This window comes from Methylophaga sp. UBA5088 (assembly GCF_002414625.1).
GTDB lineage: Bacteria > Pseudomonadota > Gammaproteobacteria > Nitrosococcales > Methylophagaceae > Methylophaga > Methylophaga marina.
Genome location: NZ_DIAC01000010.1, coordinates 115,706 through 129,416, shown reverse-complemented (window position 1 = coordinate 129,416; position 13,711 = coordinate 115,706). Strand labels below are relative to the sequence as shown.

The following is a 13,711-nucleotide window of genomic DNA, read 5'->3' as shown; positions in this document are numbered from 1 at the left end:
ACCAGATCCATTCCTGGTTGTATAACCCCACCAACGGTATTAATTTTTAACTGCTTTATCTTACCCTTCACAGGCGAACGCACCAAGGTACGCCTCACTCTATCCTCCTGAGAAGTCGTTGTTTCTTTGGTTATGGCTAATTCAGACTGTACCTCACTAAGCTGAGATGCTGCTTCTGATTTGAATCTCAGCGTCGTATCTTTTATTTTTTGCTTAGCTTCGTTAAGTGTTGCTCGGATACGAGGAATCGCTAACCTGGTCGTATCCATTTCGCCACGTAAATCATTGGTCGCTCGCTTAAGTCTTAATAATTCAACTTCAGATATAACGCCCACAGAGACCAATGGCTCAGACATTTCCAACTCTTGGCGGCTCAAATCGTAACTGGTTGTCAGCTTATTGAGCTTCGCCTGGTTTTCTAGCAGCTCTTGCTGTCGTTGTTTTACCTGTTGCTCAAGAACATCAATATTACTTTGTAATTCAAGTTGGCGTGATTGATAAAGTGCGCGTTCACTAGCAGCTAAGGCAGGTTGTTGTTTTAGGACTTCTTCAGGTAACTCTAATGGTTTGCCTTCCATTTCGGCCTTCAATCGTGCTTTACGAGCCAGTAACTCCCAGTACTTTAACTGGGTTTCACGAAAAGACGAGGAAAACCGCGTATCGTCAATCTTAAGTAATACATCATCTTTATTGACGATGTCTCCTTCATGTACCAGTACTTCAGAGAGAATACCACCTTCCAGATTCTGTATGACTTGAACTTTACTGGATGGAATTACTTTGCCCTGCCCCCGCGTCACCTCATCTAACTCTGTAATACTGGCCCACCAGAAAGCGCAGATGAAAAACAGTGCTGTAAGCAGTAGTAAAGAGTGACCAACTCGAGATGAACTTTCCAGTGAAGCGGCACTGACTTCTGACATGAACTCCAGATCGTCTGAATGCGTTTTTTTGAACCAAGCCATAACTAGCCCTTACTCACTTTAATATGACCATTTTTAAGGGCAGACAGAATTTGTTCCCGGGAGCCATCGGCAACAATATTCCCTTGATCCATCACGATCACTCTATCAACTAAACTCAAAAGTGAGGCTTTATGAGTCACCAGTAGAAGGGTCTTATCCTCAATGTGCTCTGCTAATTTGGCTTTAAAACGTTCTTCTGTACTGTTGTCCATGGCATTAGTGGGTTCATCCAGCATCACAACAGGTGAATTTAACAACAATGCTCTAGCAACGGCTACGCTTTGACGCTGTCCACCAGATAAACCTTCACCTCTCTCCCCGACAGGCATATCAAAACCCGATGGGTGTCGATTGACAAATTCCGTCACCCCCGCAATGTCCGCCGCTTTTAATACTTCATGATCTTCAGCGAAGGGAGCCACCATGGTGATATTTTCACGAATACTGCCGTAGAACAGTACGACGTCCTGTGGTGCGTAGCCAACATTCTTTCTTAGATCGACAGGATCGACCTGTCGAATATCAGTACCGTCCAACAAAATAGAGCCTTCATTGGGTTCATACAAACCCAACATCAGTTTTTCAATGGTACTTTTCCCAGAACCAATGCGGCCTATAAATGCCACCTTTTCTCCGGCATTAATCTTAAAAGAGACATCTGATAAAGCATCAATGGGTTGTTCTGGATAACGAAAGCTCACCTTTTTAAATTCAATACCACCCTTGAATTCAGGCCGATGCAGAAACTCTCGTCCAGATGGTCTTTCAACAGGCAATGCCATCAAGCTATTCAATGAACTCAACGCCGCTTTAGATTGATGATAGCGAGTCAATATACCGGCTAACTGTGCCATCGGAGCTAATGCACGCCCTGTCAAAATAGTGCTGGCAATTAAGGCCCCCATAGTGATTTCATTTTCTGTAATTAAATACACACCAAACACAACAACGGTGATGGATGCCATCTGTTGCAGGAAGGAAGTAAAGTTGATAGCCGTGGCAGATAAAATACGAGCGCGTTGGCTGTATTTAGTCATAAAACCAACCGTCTGCTCCCATTTACGCTGAATAGGAGTCTCTGCACCAATACTCTTGATAGTCTCCAAGCCGGTAAGCGTTTCAATTAATATCGAACTTCTCTGTCCGGAGTGCCTGAATAAATGTTGAATCATTTTTGATAAAGGGAACTGAATAATCAAACTCACCAGTATCGTCAGAGGTATGACGGCTAAAGGTATATACGCGACAGGCCCTGCTACCAGCCAGATAACAGCAATAAATAATAATGAAAATGGCAAATCAACCAAGGTTGTCAGTGTCGCCGATGTAAAAAACTCTCTGAACGACTCGAACTCTTGCATACTGTTAGCGAATGACCCGACAGAATTCGACCGCGCGGACATTTTTACCGCCATCACTTTTTCAAAAATGGTGGCGGAAAGAATCACATCTGCTTTTTTACTGGCTATATCAATAAAATACGCACGAAGTGTGCGCAGTAATAACTCAAAGACAAATACAGTGGCGACACCAATGGCTAATACCCAGAGTGTTTCTGTGGCATTATTTGGCACAACACGGTCATAGACATTCATCACAAATAACGGTGAAGCCAGAGCAAAACTATTCACCAGGATGGATGCAATAAATACTTGGCCGTAGATGGGCCAGAAACGCAAAATTGTGCCCCAGAACCAATGTTCAGCACGCGGTATAGCAGAGAATTCTGTTCGTTTATCAAAGTGATGAACAGGTTTGATAAAGATGCTGTATCCCGAATACTGCTCTGCTAGTTCATCAAGAGACAGCTCGGACTCCCCTTCACCTGTTTCAGGGAAAATAACTTTTGCTTTTGTTTTGTTGATTTCAAGAAGAATGCAGGCATTGGCATTGTTCAATAAAAGGATGGCTGGCAAAACAAGATTTGAGATTTTTGTCAGTTTTCTCTTCACTATGCGAGAAGACAAGCCCGCGCGGTCTGCAGCGCGACTGAATAAAGAGGGTGAAAGTTTATTATCCACAAGGGGCAAACCAGCAATCAATGATTCTGGACTATGTGGTTTATTAAGAATTTTGGCGAGAACCGTCAAGCAGGCCAGTAACGGATCATCATGAGTACGGTAGCTATCCTGAGCATCCCACTGCTCTTTTTTATTTGTGTTGATGACAGACTCCGTATACATCTTCTTAACAATAGTGAGTTAATAAACTTGATGAATTTCACAGTTTTTTAGTTTACTGTAAAGCATATCACGCCATAATGTGCTATGGCATTACATTAATGGGGTCATGAATAGATATGGTTTATGTAGAAAGAGATGAAACAGCTAACATCATTGCTGTTTACGATAACCCTCAAGCTGGCGCAACAGAAAAGCTATCAGTAAACTCTGACGAACTGGTCGCTTATTTAACACAATCAGAAAACAAAGCAGATAGTCTGTCTGCGCTTAACGCATCAGACTTATCTTTGATCCGGGTGTTGGAAGATTTGATCAATACCTTGATAGACAAACAAGTCATACTATTTACAGATCTGCCTCTCGCTGCGCGCGAGAAATTGGCTACGCGTGAAAAAATCCGAGACAAGCTCAACAGTCTCGAAAATCTGATGAGCGATGACCCCGGATTGCTCTAATTTTTACGACTTTTACGCGGAGGACGCTGTTTTCTTTGAGGTGTGTTTTGTGCCGCACTTTTAACGGCTTTATCACGGTAAGGATTGTCACTGGTTTTAAACTCAATCATCACCGGTGTGCCCTGTAACTTTAGAACGTCTCTGAAGGTATTTTCCAGATAACGTTTATAACTGTTCGGCGTTGATTCAGTCTGATTTCCATGAATGATGATTCTAGGCGGGTTTTTTCCGCCTAGATGAGCATAACGGAATTTGATACGACGACCTCGGACCAGTGGCGGTGGATGATCAGCAACCGCATCTTCCAATACCCGAGTCAGGCGTGAAGTAGGGACTTTTATCATGGCAGACTGAAATGCTTGTCTGACTGATTTGAATAAGAGGCCAACACCACTGCCATGTAATGCTGAAATAAAATGCGTTTTGGCAAAATTCAGAAAAGGTAACCGACGCTCGATATTTGTCGTTACCCATTCACGTTCACTTTTTTCCAGGCCGTCCCATTTATTGACAGCAATAACGACAGCACGCCCACTTTCAATAATCAGTCCTGCTAAATGCAGATCCTGCTCGACTATGCCTTCATGCGCATCCAGGACCAGCATCACTACATTAGCATCTTCTAAAGCCTGTAATGTTTTTAATATACTGAACTTTTCAAGTTTTTCAGAGACTTTAGAACGTCGTCTGACACCTGCTGTATCAATCAATGTGTACTTGACGCCATCTTTTTCAAATGGAACATGAATACTATCACGGGTTGTGCCAGGTTCATCGAATGCCACCACGCGCTCTTCACCAAGCAAACGGTTAATCAGCGTAGATTTACCTACATTAGGTCTGCCCAACACTGCCAGTCGAATTTCATTCTCATCAAATTGCTCAGGTTCATCGGCCTCCAGCTTCTCAACCGCTGGGATGCGATCTTTGATTTCGGCTAACAGCGCATCTATACCTCTGCCCTGAGTTGCAGAGATAACCTGAGGCTCACCCAGACCTAATGCATAGAACTCGGCAGAGATAATTTCACGACGTTCACCTTCCGTTTTATTTATTACAAGACAAACGGGTTTGCCGTCGTTTCGTAAAAGCTGGGCGACATCGGAGTCAGTAGGCATCAGTCCTGCACGACCATCGACGATGAATAAGATGAGATCCGCTTCATCAATCGCCAGTTTTGCCTGTTTACGCATAAGATCAGACATATTGTCTGTTTGATCGGTAAGGCCACCGGTATCAATCAATATAAAATCATAACCAGGCTCTTTCGCGGTACCGTAGATACGGTCACGCGTCAGACCAGCGTAATCCGCTACAAGCGCATCACGGCTTCTTGTTAGCCGGTTAAATATGGTCGATTTGCCGACATTCGGACGACCAACCAACGCAATTACTGGTTTCAATTTTCAGGTACTCTCAAAGCGGAAAGACTGCCATCAGCTGCAGTAACATAGACAATGCCATTGATAACTAATGGTTTGCTGTAAATTGGACCATCACTCAGTTGCTGACGTGAAACAAAGCGACCATCATCTCTCGCTATCCAGTGAATATATCCTTCAAAATCACCTACGACTATGTAATTACCCGCAATCGCAGGCGCGGTTACCTGACGTCTCAGCAACCTTGTCTGACGCCACAGTGCATCACCACTACCATCCTGGACAGCCCAGACATAACCTTGATCATCTGTCACATAAACAGCGTCTCGGTAAGCGGCATCCAGCCCGATTTGTGATGACATATCACGTGACCATGACACACGACCAGAATTGATATCTACAGCAGCCAATTGTCCCTGGTAAGTCACAAGGTAGGCAGTATCTTCAATCACTACCGGGTCAGCATCAATATCAACTAAACGTTCCAGCTCGGTTCTGCCACGTGGAATAGCGATACTCTTTTCCCATATCACTTTACCGTCGTTCAATGTCAGGGCGACCAATTTACCGTTGTCATAGCCAGCAATGACGGTATCACCAGCAATCACAGGTCTTCCGGCACCACGTAAACTAAGTAAAGGGACAGCGCGCTGGTATGACCAAATGACCTTACCATCATCTGCTGAAATACCCGTGACACGTCCATCAGAGGTACGGCTCACAACAATACCATTTGCTGAAGTCGCCGGAGCCAACACTTCACTAGTTAATTGTGTCCGCCACAACTCTTTGCCATCGGCTTCGTTCAAAGCAACCAGCAAACCTTTATCTGAGCCGACATAGACTGCTTCCATACCACCACCGATGCCGGTCACAACATTAAAATCCAGATCGGAATCCCAGATTTCACGTCCCGTTTCAGCATTCAGTGCGGTCACTTCACCTTCATGATCAACAGCAAAAATTTTATTATTTTGCCACCATAATGCCAGGTCGAGTTTCTTTTCACCTGCACCATCATTAACACCTTTATCCCATAGGACTTTGGCATTGAACTCACTGGCAAATTCAGTTAGAGGCTCTGGTGGTTCCTCATAGGATTCTTCTGCGAACCAATCGCCTACGGTGCTACATGCAGTAAGTGCGGTGAGTGAGAGACCAATGGTTAATAAGCGCAAATTAACTTTCATGTGCAACGGCCACATCATCTAATTTCATTTCAATCAGGGTATGTCTAGGTTCACCAGAATTGAGCCCTTTCAAGGCATTCTGATACGCTGTTTGCGCTTGTTGCGGCTCTCCCTGAGCAGATTTAATATCACCTTCCAGCTCAGCAAAAAGAGAATCAAAGGCCTCCACATCATTGGATGCTACTTGCTCTAGAGCCTGTTCTAATTGTCCGTGATCAAACTCAACTTTTGCTAAACGTAGTTTTGCTAACGCTTGGTGACTTGATAACTCTGCATTCGTTTTCACCCAACGCAGGTAATCTTTCGCTTTCTCATACTCACCTGCTTCACTCGCTTTTTGTGCCATTTGGAGCGCGGCGAAAACGGCGTAGGCACTATTTTTGTTATCCTGCATCAGTTTTTCTGTGCTGGCTTGAGCAGCTTCAGAATCTTGATTGCTTACTGACACAATCGCTTGCTGGTAGATCATAGCCGCTTGCTGAGTTTGAACTTGCTGATAGTTCATCCAGTAACGTACACCAAAAATGCTTGCGATACCCAGTATCACACCAATAAAGACAGAGCGGCCATTTTCACGCCACCATTGTTTTATTGCTTCTGCTTTCTCTTCATCAGATGCATAGATATCCATGCGGTCTCCTCAACATCGGTTTACTGATCAACTTTATATAAAGCCGTTGATTATACGTTTTTATATGCTGCTTGTGGATCAACAATTCGTTTAATCACATGCACCATGAGATATCACGAAGCACCAATCTAGTGCTAAAGCTAACAATATTGCACCAATTTAAATCAATAAAACCCAACACTGGTAGGTTTATTACAACCATCCAATTGATTTATATTGTTTTTTCTAATTTGGTGCGACTCTTGCTATTTTGGTGCTTTATATCTAAACCAACGAGGGGATAGGATAGTGAATAACGCAAATGATGTTTTGTTTATACTGCTTGGTGCCATAATGGTGGTAGCCATGCACGCTGGCTTTGCTTTTCTAGAAGTCGGGACAGTTAGAAAGAAAAATCAGGTCAATGCACTGGTAAAAATTATTGTCGATTTTGCCATATCCACTATCGCTTATTTCTTTATTGGTTACGGTATCGCCTACAATTTACATTTTTTTGATGCGGCTCCAACATTGAATGAAAATTATGGTTATGGGCTGGTTAAGTTCTTTTTCCTACTTACCTTTGCTGCTGCGATACCGGCTATTGTGTCTGGTGGTATTGCCGAGCGTGCTAAGTTTTACCCTCAACTCATAGCGACATTTTTTATTGCTGGTTTTATCTATCCTTTCTTCGAAGGTATTTCATGGAACGGTGCATATGGTATTCAAGAGTGGTTGAGTAATACATATGGTGCCGGCTTTCATGATTTCGCTGGTTCAATTGTTGTTCATGCCGTGGGCGGCTGGATTGCATTAGCAGCAGTCTTGCACCTCGGTCCACGCCATGGACGTTATGGTAAAAAAGGTGAAATATTTGCACACCCACCTTCAAATATCCCTTTTCTGGCACTGGGTGCATGGATCCTTACTGTAGGCTGGTTTGGGTTTAATGTCATGTCCGCTCAGGCTATTGATGGAATAAGTGGGTTGGTTGCTATCAATTCACTTATGGCAATGGTTGGCGGCATACTTGCTTCGTGCCTATTGGGTAAAAACGATCCAGGCTTTGTGCATAATGGACCTCTTGCAGGTTTAGTAGCAATCTGTGCAGGCTCCGATATCATGCACCCATTAGGAGCCCTGGTGACAGGTTTGGTTGCGGGTTCACTATTCGTCTTCACATTCACACTCACACAAAACAAATGGAAAATTGATGATGTACTTGGGGTGTGGCCACTACATGGTCTTTGTGGTGTTTGGGGTGGTATTGCAGCTGGTATCTTTGGTCAAGTCGCTTTAGGTGGTATGGGCGGTGTTAGTTTGATGTCACAGCTCATTGGCACTGGATTAGGTGTACTTATCGCATTTGTTGGCGGATTTAGCGTTTATGGTTTGCTTAAACTCGTCTTGGGGTTAAGGCTGTCTCAGGAACAAGAATATGAAGGTGCGGATTTAAGTATTCACAAAATTACAGCAACGCCGAATAATGACTAACTAAGAATGGAATAATGCATAATCCGATTGTTATCGGATTATGCCACCCTCCTGGTTCTTGAGAAAATCAGATAATAGAGAAATTTCATCTGATTCTTGATTCATGTTATCGATGCGTATCTCAGCTTCTTCTAACTTCAAACCAGAGCGATATAAAAATTTATATGCTTGTCTAATATTTTTAATTTGCAGATCAGTAAAATTACGTCTGCGTAATCCTTCAACATTAATCCCAAAGGGTTTCGCCATGTGACCAGAAACCAGCACATACGGGGGTACATTTCTTGAAATCACACTGCCCATAGCACTAAAGGAATGTGATCCCATGTAATTGAATTGACTGATTAAAGTAAAACCACCCAGAATCACAAAATCATCGATAATCACATGACCGGCAAGTGATGCATTATTCGCAAAGATATTATCGTTACCAATAATACAGTCATGAGCGATATGGACATAAGCCATAATCCAGTTATTACTGCCAAGACGAGTTACGCCTCCGCCTTGCACAGTGCCACGGTTGATTGTGACGGACTCACGTATAAGATTGTTATCACCAATCTCTAATGTGGTGTCTTCACCATGAAATTTTTTATCTTGAGGTTCTTCACCAATAGAAGCGAATTGAAAGATGCGGTTATTCTTACCAATCTTCGTTGGTCCATTTATAACGACATGTGAGGCAATTTCAGTCCCTTCGCCAATCTTTACCTTTGGGCCGATAACAGAAAAAGGACCAATTTTGACGTTATCAGCGATAACGGCACTTGGATCAATGATAGCTGTTTGATGTATCACTTTGGCATTTCTTGGTTAACACACATGATATCGGCGCTGACAACAACTTCGCCATCAACACTCGCTTCGCCCGTAAATTTCCACAGGTTACGTTTATTCTTTTCTAACTTAACTTCAAGTCTAAGTTGATCACCGGGTTCAACAGGTCGTTTAAACCGAGCATTATCTATACCAGCCAGATAGTATAATGCTTCATCAGAACGGATTTGATCCGCTGTCTTGAACGCTAATAACCCTGTCGCTTGCGCAAGGGATTCAAGGATTAATACACCAGGCATAATGACGCGCTGAGGGAAATGACCTGTAAAATGCGGCTCATTAAATGTCACATTTTTAATGCCGACCAAACGCTCACCCGGGGTAAACTCTATAACCCTGTCAATCAACAAGAAAGGGTATCGATGAGGTAACAGGCGTTGAATTTCATGTATATCAATCGTGTTCAAGCTAATATCCCTTGACTATCATTGTATTTAAAAGACCGACAATGTTACTGTGAGAGCAGACTTTGGTAAAGCAAAACAACATTGCAATCAGTCTTTATCTTGCTCTTCAAGCTGTTTCACACGATCAAATAATTTATCCATCTGACGGTATCTAATCACGTTTTTATGCCATTGTTTCGTTGGCTCAACCGGTATACCTGACGAATAGACACCTGCTTCATTGATGGACTTTGTCACCATACTCATGCCAGTCAACTGCACCCCATTGGCGATATTGATATGTCCAGCCATGCCGGTTCCACCACCTATCGCACAATATTCACCAATAGATGTACTACCCGCAATTCCTGTACAACCCGCTATGACCGAATGTTTTCCAATAGTCACGTTATGGCCAATTTGTATTTGATTATCGAGTTTTACACCGTCTGCTATTACGGTATCTTCGATAGCGCCTCTGTCAATCGTAGTGTTAGCGCCGATTTCAACGTCGCTACCTATTTTAACTGAGCCAACCTGAGGCACCTTAATCCAGTGCCCGTTATCATTGGCAATGCCAAAACCGTCTGCACCAATCACAACGCCTGGGTGGATGATAGTACGCTCGCCGATATCCACACCAAAACATAATGTCACATTAGGACGGAGTGTTACCCCTTTTCTAAGAATGACGTCATGCTCAATAACACAGCCTGGGCCTATAATTACATTATCCTTGATGATAACGCCTGGCTCAATAACAACATGTGCACCGATAGTGACATTGCTACCTATCTCGGCTGAAGGATCAATGGCTGCAGATGGATGGATGGCAGCAGAGTGCTTTTTTACCGGATGTAAAAGACTAGCTGCTTTGGCATAGGCAACATAAGGATCATCAACCTCAATGGCATTTGTCACGACATATTCGGACATGTCTTTTGAGACGATGATAGCCCCAGCCTGGGATTGTTTTAAAAACTTTTTATATTTCGAATTAGATAAAAAGCTTAGTTGAGATGATTCAGCATTTGATAGAGTACCGACGCTGCTAACTTCGTAAGTAGCATCGCCGATAACTCTACCATTGATTTCTTCTGCTATTTGAGCAAGTGTCAAACCCACAACTGTACTCTATTTTTTAGCTTTCAACATTTCCAAGACTTTATTTGTCAGGTCAACTTTATCACTGGCAAAGATGACACCTTGATACAACACCATGTCATACGATTCTTTTTTTGCCAGATCGACAATGGTTTCTGCAATGTCTTTTTCAAGTTTTCTTAACTCTTCATTACGACGGATCGACAAGTCTTCACTGTACTCATCTTGCAGGCGTTGCAGTTCACGTTGATCGCTTAATAAGTCACGTTCTTTGTCACGACGTTGATCTGCACTGAGGATAGCCCCGTCTTTATTTAATTTTTCTTGTGCAGCACGAAGTGCTTTGTGTTTTGCTTCTAATGATTTACTTCTTGCGGAGAATTCTTTTTCCAAACGCGCGAGTGCTGCTGCTTTTTGTGGTGATTTATCAAGCACCACGCCTGCATTTACAACACCAATTTTTAAATCTGCTGCATAACTAGCAGGGGCGGCGATGAACAATGCAAATAATAGCCAAATAAACTTCAAATTCTTCACACTCAACTCCAATAATTAATTAAAACGTCGAACCCAATGAGAACTGGAATGCTTCAGTCTCATCACCGTCTTCTTTCTTCAACGGTGCCGCTATACTAAACGACATTGCACCAAATGGGGAAATCCAGATAGCGGACAAACCAGCTGAATACCTCAGTAAACCAGCATCAAAATCTTGATCCACATCATAAACGTTACCAAAGTCAGTAAAGGCGCTAAGACGGAAAGATTTTAACGTTTTTTTCATAAATGGCACGGGGAAAATGACTTCCGCACCACCGCTAACCAGTAAATTACCACCTAACGGTTCGTCATCCTCTTTGACACCCAAGGTATTGGCCTGGAAGCCGCGAACACTTCTGATACCACCAGCATAGAAATTCTGGAAGAAAGGAAACTCCTCAGTATCACCATAGGATTCACCATATCCGAACTCACCTCTTAACGCGAAAGTGAAGGTGTCGTTGATCGGATGGTAAGCATTCGCTTTGTATTTGAGCTTGTAGTACTGCAATGATGGCCCTGGTACAGCAAACTCACCTGTCAACGTTTGCGACACACCGCTTGTTGGTAATAATGCGTTATTACGGTCATCACTCGACCAGCCAAGATTCAATGTAACGGTATCAAAGGTGTCACCTTCACGATCGATGAAATCAGAATAGCGCGAAATAGTGTTATCTGAAGGAAGATCAATTTGAGTGCGTTCATAACCCACCCCAAGATTGATACGATTTTCTTCTGAAATTGGAATACCGAAAGTGATATCCCCACCGAATGCATCAAGAGTGTATGTTGCTATGTTTGCTTCATCAGCATCTGTTTCACGATAGAAAGCATTGAAGCCCTGACTGATACCATCGACTGTAACAAATGGATTGGTATAACCAAAGCTATATATCGTGTTAATGCTACTATTATTGAAGCCAAATCGAATGTGTTTACCACTACCCAAGAAGTTTTTCTGCGTCACATTGGCATTGAAAATCAGACCATCTGACTGTGAGAAGCCGATACCTGCTGACAAACTACCTGATGGCGTTTCTGTAACACCAAAATCTAAATCAACCTGATCCTGTACACCAGCCACCGGAATAGTTTCCACATTCACATTTTCAAAATAACCAAGACGAGATACCCTGGCCTTAGACTGTTCAACTTTTTCAGTGGAGATCCATGCAGATTCTTGTTGGCGGAATTCACGACGTAAAACCTCGTCACGTGTTTTACTGTTACCTGAAATATTGATACGTCTGACGTAGGCTCTACGACCTGGATCGACGAAGAACGTCAAATCTACTTCACGCTTTTCACGGTCAATCTCAGGCACCGCGTTGACGTTTGCAAAGGCATAGCCATCATTACCTAAGCGATTAGTTAAATTTTCAGTACTCTTAGTGATGGCTTTACGTGAAAATACCGAGTTTTCTCGAATCGTAACCAGCTTAAATAATTCTTCTTCAGGTACGATCAAATTACCGGCTAATCGCACTTCGTTAATTTTATATTTCTCGCCTTCACTGATATTGATTGTGATGAACATGTGTTTCTTATCATCACTGATAGAGACTTGAGTTGACTCAACCGTAAAATCCACAAAACCACGATCTAAGTAAAAAGAACGTAAGGTTTCTAAATCCGCGGATAATTTTTGACGAGAATATTGATTGTCCTTCGTCAGGAATGACAGTAATGAACCGGTTGTGGTCTGAAAATCTGTCATCAGCTCTTCATCATCAAAAGCATGATTACCAACAATGTTAATATCACTGATAGTCGCCACCACGCCTTCTGCCATCGTGATACGAATAGCTACACGATTTCGTGATAACGGTGTTACCTCAGAACTAATCGCCACACCGTATTTGCCTCGACTGAAATATTGACGCTCAAGTTCAAGCTCTACACGCTCTAGCATGGCTTGCTCAAAAACCTGGCCTTCACCAAAACCGATTTCCCGAAGCGACTTCAGCAACTCTGCTGAGTCCATGTCTTTATTGCCGACAAGTTCGATACTGGATATGGCTGGACGTTCTTTGACTTTGATAACCAATACACCGTCTTGTCTTTCTACTTCAACATCATTGAAATATTTAGACTTAAACAATGAGCGAATAATGCCTTTTGCATCATTATCCGTCATCGTATCCCCGACTTTCACAGGGAGATAGTTAAAGACTGTACCAGCAGAAATCCGCTGCAATCCTTCTATACGAATATCTTCGATGGTAAAGGACTCAGCCTTTGCGACTGAGATAAAAGACAAAAACAGGAGTATAGGCAGTAATTTATTCATTGTTATCAGCAATAACTATCCGTCGACGAAAGAGTAAGTGTACCTGCAATTAATCTGATTATCCAAACACTCTTGTGAGATCATTAAAAAAGGCAATAAACATCACCATAATCAAAATCAAAAAGCCCACTTTTTGTATCTGCATCTGAGTTATTTCAGAGATTGGTTTACCTCTGACAGCCTCCACTGCAAACATGGCGAGATGTCCACCATCAAGCATTGGGATAGGTAAAAGGTTCAATATGCCAAGTGTAATACTTATCATGGCA

Annotated in this window: 13 protein-coding genes; 2 read left to right on the top strand and 11 right to left on the bottom strand. The window is 42.7% G+C overall.

The annotated features are described in order from the left end of the window. Both B4K20_RS01475 and B4K20_RS01470 read right to left on the bottom strand, forming a co-directional pair. A partial coding sequence (locus tag B4K20_RS01475) for an HlyD family type I secretion periplasmic adaptor subunit (protein WP_289281635.1) occupies nt 1-965 on the bottom strand: 965 nt, incomplete at its 3' end. 2 nt (nt 966-967) lie between these two features. After that, complete coding sequence (locus B4K20_RS01470; RefSeq protein ID WP_289281634.1) at nt 968-3,148, bottom strand: type I secretion system permease/ATPase; 2,181 nt, start codon at nt 3,146-3,148, stop codon at nt 968-970. Nucleotides 3,149-3,264: 116 nt separating this feature from the next. On the opposite strand from B4K20_RS01470, the gene B4K20_RS01465 reads away from it, so the two are divergent. After that, complete coding sequence (locus B4K20_RS01465; protein WP_289281633.1) at nt 3,265-3,603, top strand: hypothetical protein; 339 nt, start codon at nt 3,265-3,267, stop codon at nt 3,601-3,603. Here B4K20_RS01465 and der read toward each other — a convergent pair. Genes der through B4K20_RS01450 form a run of 3 tightly spaced genes read right to left on the bottom strand, consistent with a single transcriptional unit; the run spans nt 3,600 to nt 6,806 of the window. Then, nucleotides 3,600-5,006: a ribosome biogenesis GTPase Der gene (der, locus tag B4K20_RS01460; RefSeq protein WP_289281632.1), complete on the bottom strand. Its 1,407-nt coding sequence runs from the start codon at nt 5,004-5,006 to the stop codon at nt 3,600-3,602. The genes B4K20_RS01465 and der overlap by 4 nt on opposite strands. Continuing rightward, a complete protein-coding gene (bamB, locus tag B4K20_RS01455) occupies nt 5,003-6,175 on the bottom strand; it encodes an outer membrane protein assembly factor BamB (protein ID WP_289281631.1) in 1,173 nt (390 codons plus the stop codon). The genes der and bamB overlap by 4 nt, the downstream gene beginning before the upstream one ends. Beyond that, nucleotides 6,165-6,806: a YfgM family protein gene (locus B4K20_RS01450; protein WP_289281630.1), complete on the bottom strand. Its 642-nt coding sequence runs from the start codon at nt 6,804-6,806 to the stop codon at nt 6,165-6,167. The genes bamB and B4K20_RS01450 overlap by 11 nt, the downstream gene beginning before the upstream one ends. A 288-nt stretch (nt 6,807-7,094) precedes the next feature. Between B4K20_RS01450 and B4K20_RS01445 the strand changes: the two genes are divergently transcribed. Beyond that, a complete protein-coding gene (locus B4K20_RS01445) occupies nt 7,095-8,279 on the top strand; it encodes an ammonium transporter (protein ID WP_289281629.1) in 1,185 nt (394 codons plus the stop codon). Nucleotides 8,280-8,309: 30 nt separating this feature from the next. Here B4K20_RS01445 and lpxA read toward each other — a convergent pair whose 3' ends face one another. The 6 genes from lpxA to B4K20_RS01415 form a co-directional block, all read right to left on the bottom strand. Continuing rightward, complete coding sequence (gene lpxA, locus B4K20_RS01440) at nt 8,310-9,080, bottom strand: acyl-ACP--UDP-N-acetylglucosamine O-acyltransferase (RefSeq protein WP_289281628.1); 771 nt, start codon at nt 9,078-9,080, stop codon at nt 8,310-8,312. Beyond that, nucleotides 9,077-9,526: a 3-hydroxyacyl-ACP dehydratase FabZ gene (gene fabZ / locus B4K20_RS01435; RefSeq protein WP_286305381.1), complete on the bottom strand. Its 450-nt coding sequence runs from the start codon at nt 9,524-9,526 to the stop codon at nt 9,077-9,079. Before fabZ ends, lpxA begins: the two co-directional genes overlap by 4 nt. Nucleotides 9,527-9,613: 87 nt before the next feature. Further along, nucleotides 9,614-10,630 (bottom strand): UDP-3-O-(3-hydroxymyristoyl)glucosamine N-acyltransferase, encoded by a 1,017-nt coding sequence (gene lpxD, locus B4K20_RS01430; RefSeq protein WP_289281627.1) that lies wholly within the window; start codon nt 10,628-10,630, stop codon nt 9,614-9,616. A 9-nt stretch (nt 10,631-10,639) separates the two neighbouring features. Continuing rightward, on the bottom strand, nt 10,640-11,146 hold the full coding sequence (locus tag B4K20_RS01425; RefSeq protein ID WP_286305383.1) for an OmpH family outer membrane protein: 507 nt from the start codon (nt 11,144-11,146) through the stop codon (nt 10,640-10,642). A gap of 19 nt (nt 11,147-11,165) precedes the next feature. Continuing rightward, the gene (gene bamA / locus B4K20_RS01420; protein WP_289281626.1) at nt 11,166-13,442 is read right to left on the bottom strand and encodes an outer membrane protein assembly factor BamA; all 2,277 of its coding nucleotides are present in this window, start codon (nt 13,440-13,442) and stop codon (nt 11,166-11,168) included. Nucleotides 13,443-13,500: 58 nt separating this feature from the next. Next, the coding region (locus tag B4K20_RS01415; RefSeq protein ID WP_289281625.1) for a site-2 protease family protein at nt 13,501-13,711 on the bottom strand (211 nt) is incomplete at its 5' end.

Bases quoted from the DNA above. Each gene is read 5' to 3' on its own strand.
- bamA (WP_289281626.1), bottom strand. From the start codon at position 13,442: ATGAATAAATTACTGCCTATACTCCTGTTTTTGTCTTTTATCTCAGTC.
- bamB (WP_289281631.1), bottom strand. From the start codon at position 6,175: ATGAAAGTTAATTTGCGCTTATTAACCATTGGTCTCTCACTCACCGCA.
- B4K20_RS01470 (WP_289281634.1), bottom strand. From the start codon at position 3,148: ATGTATACGGAGTCTGTCATCAACACAAATAAAAAAGAGCAGTGGGAT.
- B4K20_RS01450 (WP_289281630.1), bottom strand. From the start codon at position 6,806: ATGGATATCTATGCATCTGATGAAGAGAAAGCAGAAGCAATAAAACAA.
- B4K20_RS01465 (WP_289281633.1), top strand. From the start codon at position 3,265: ATGGTTTATGTAGAAAGAGATGAAACAGCTAACATCATTGCTGTTTAC.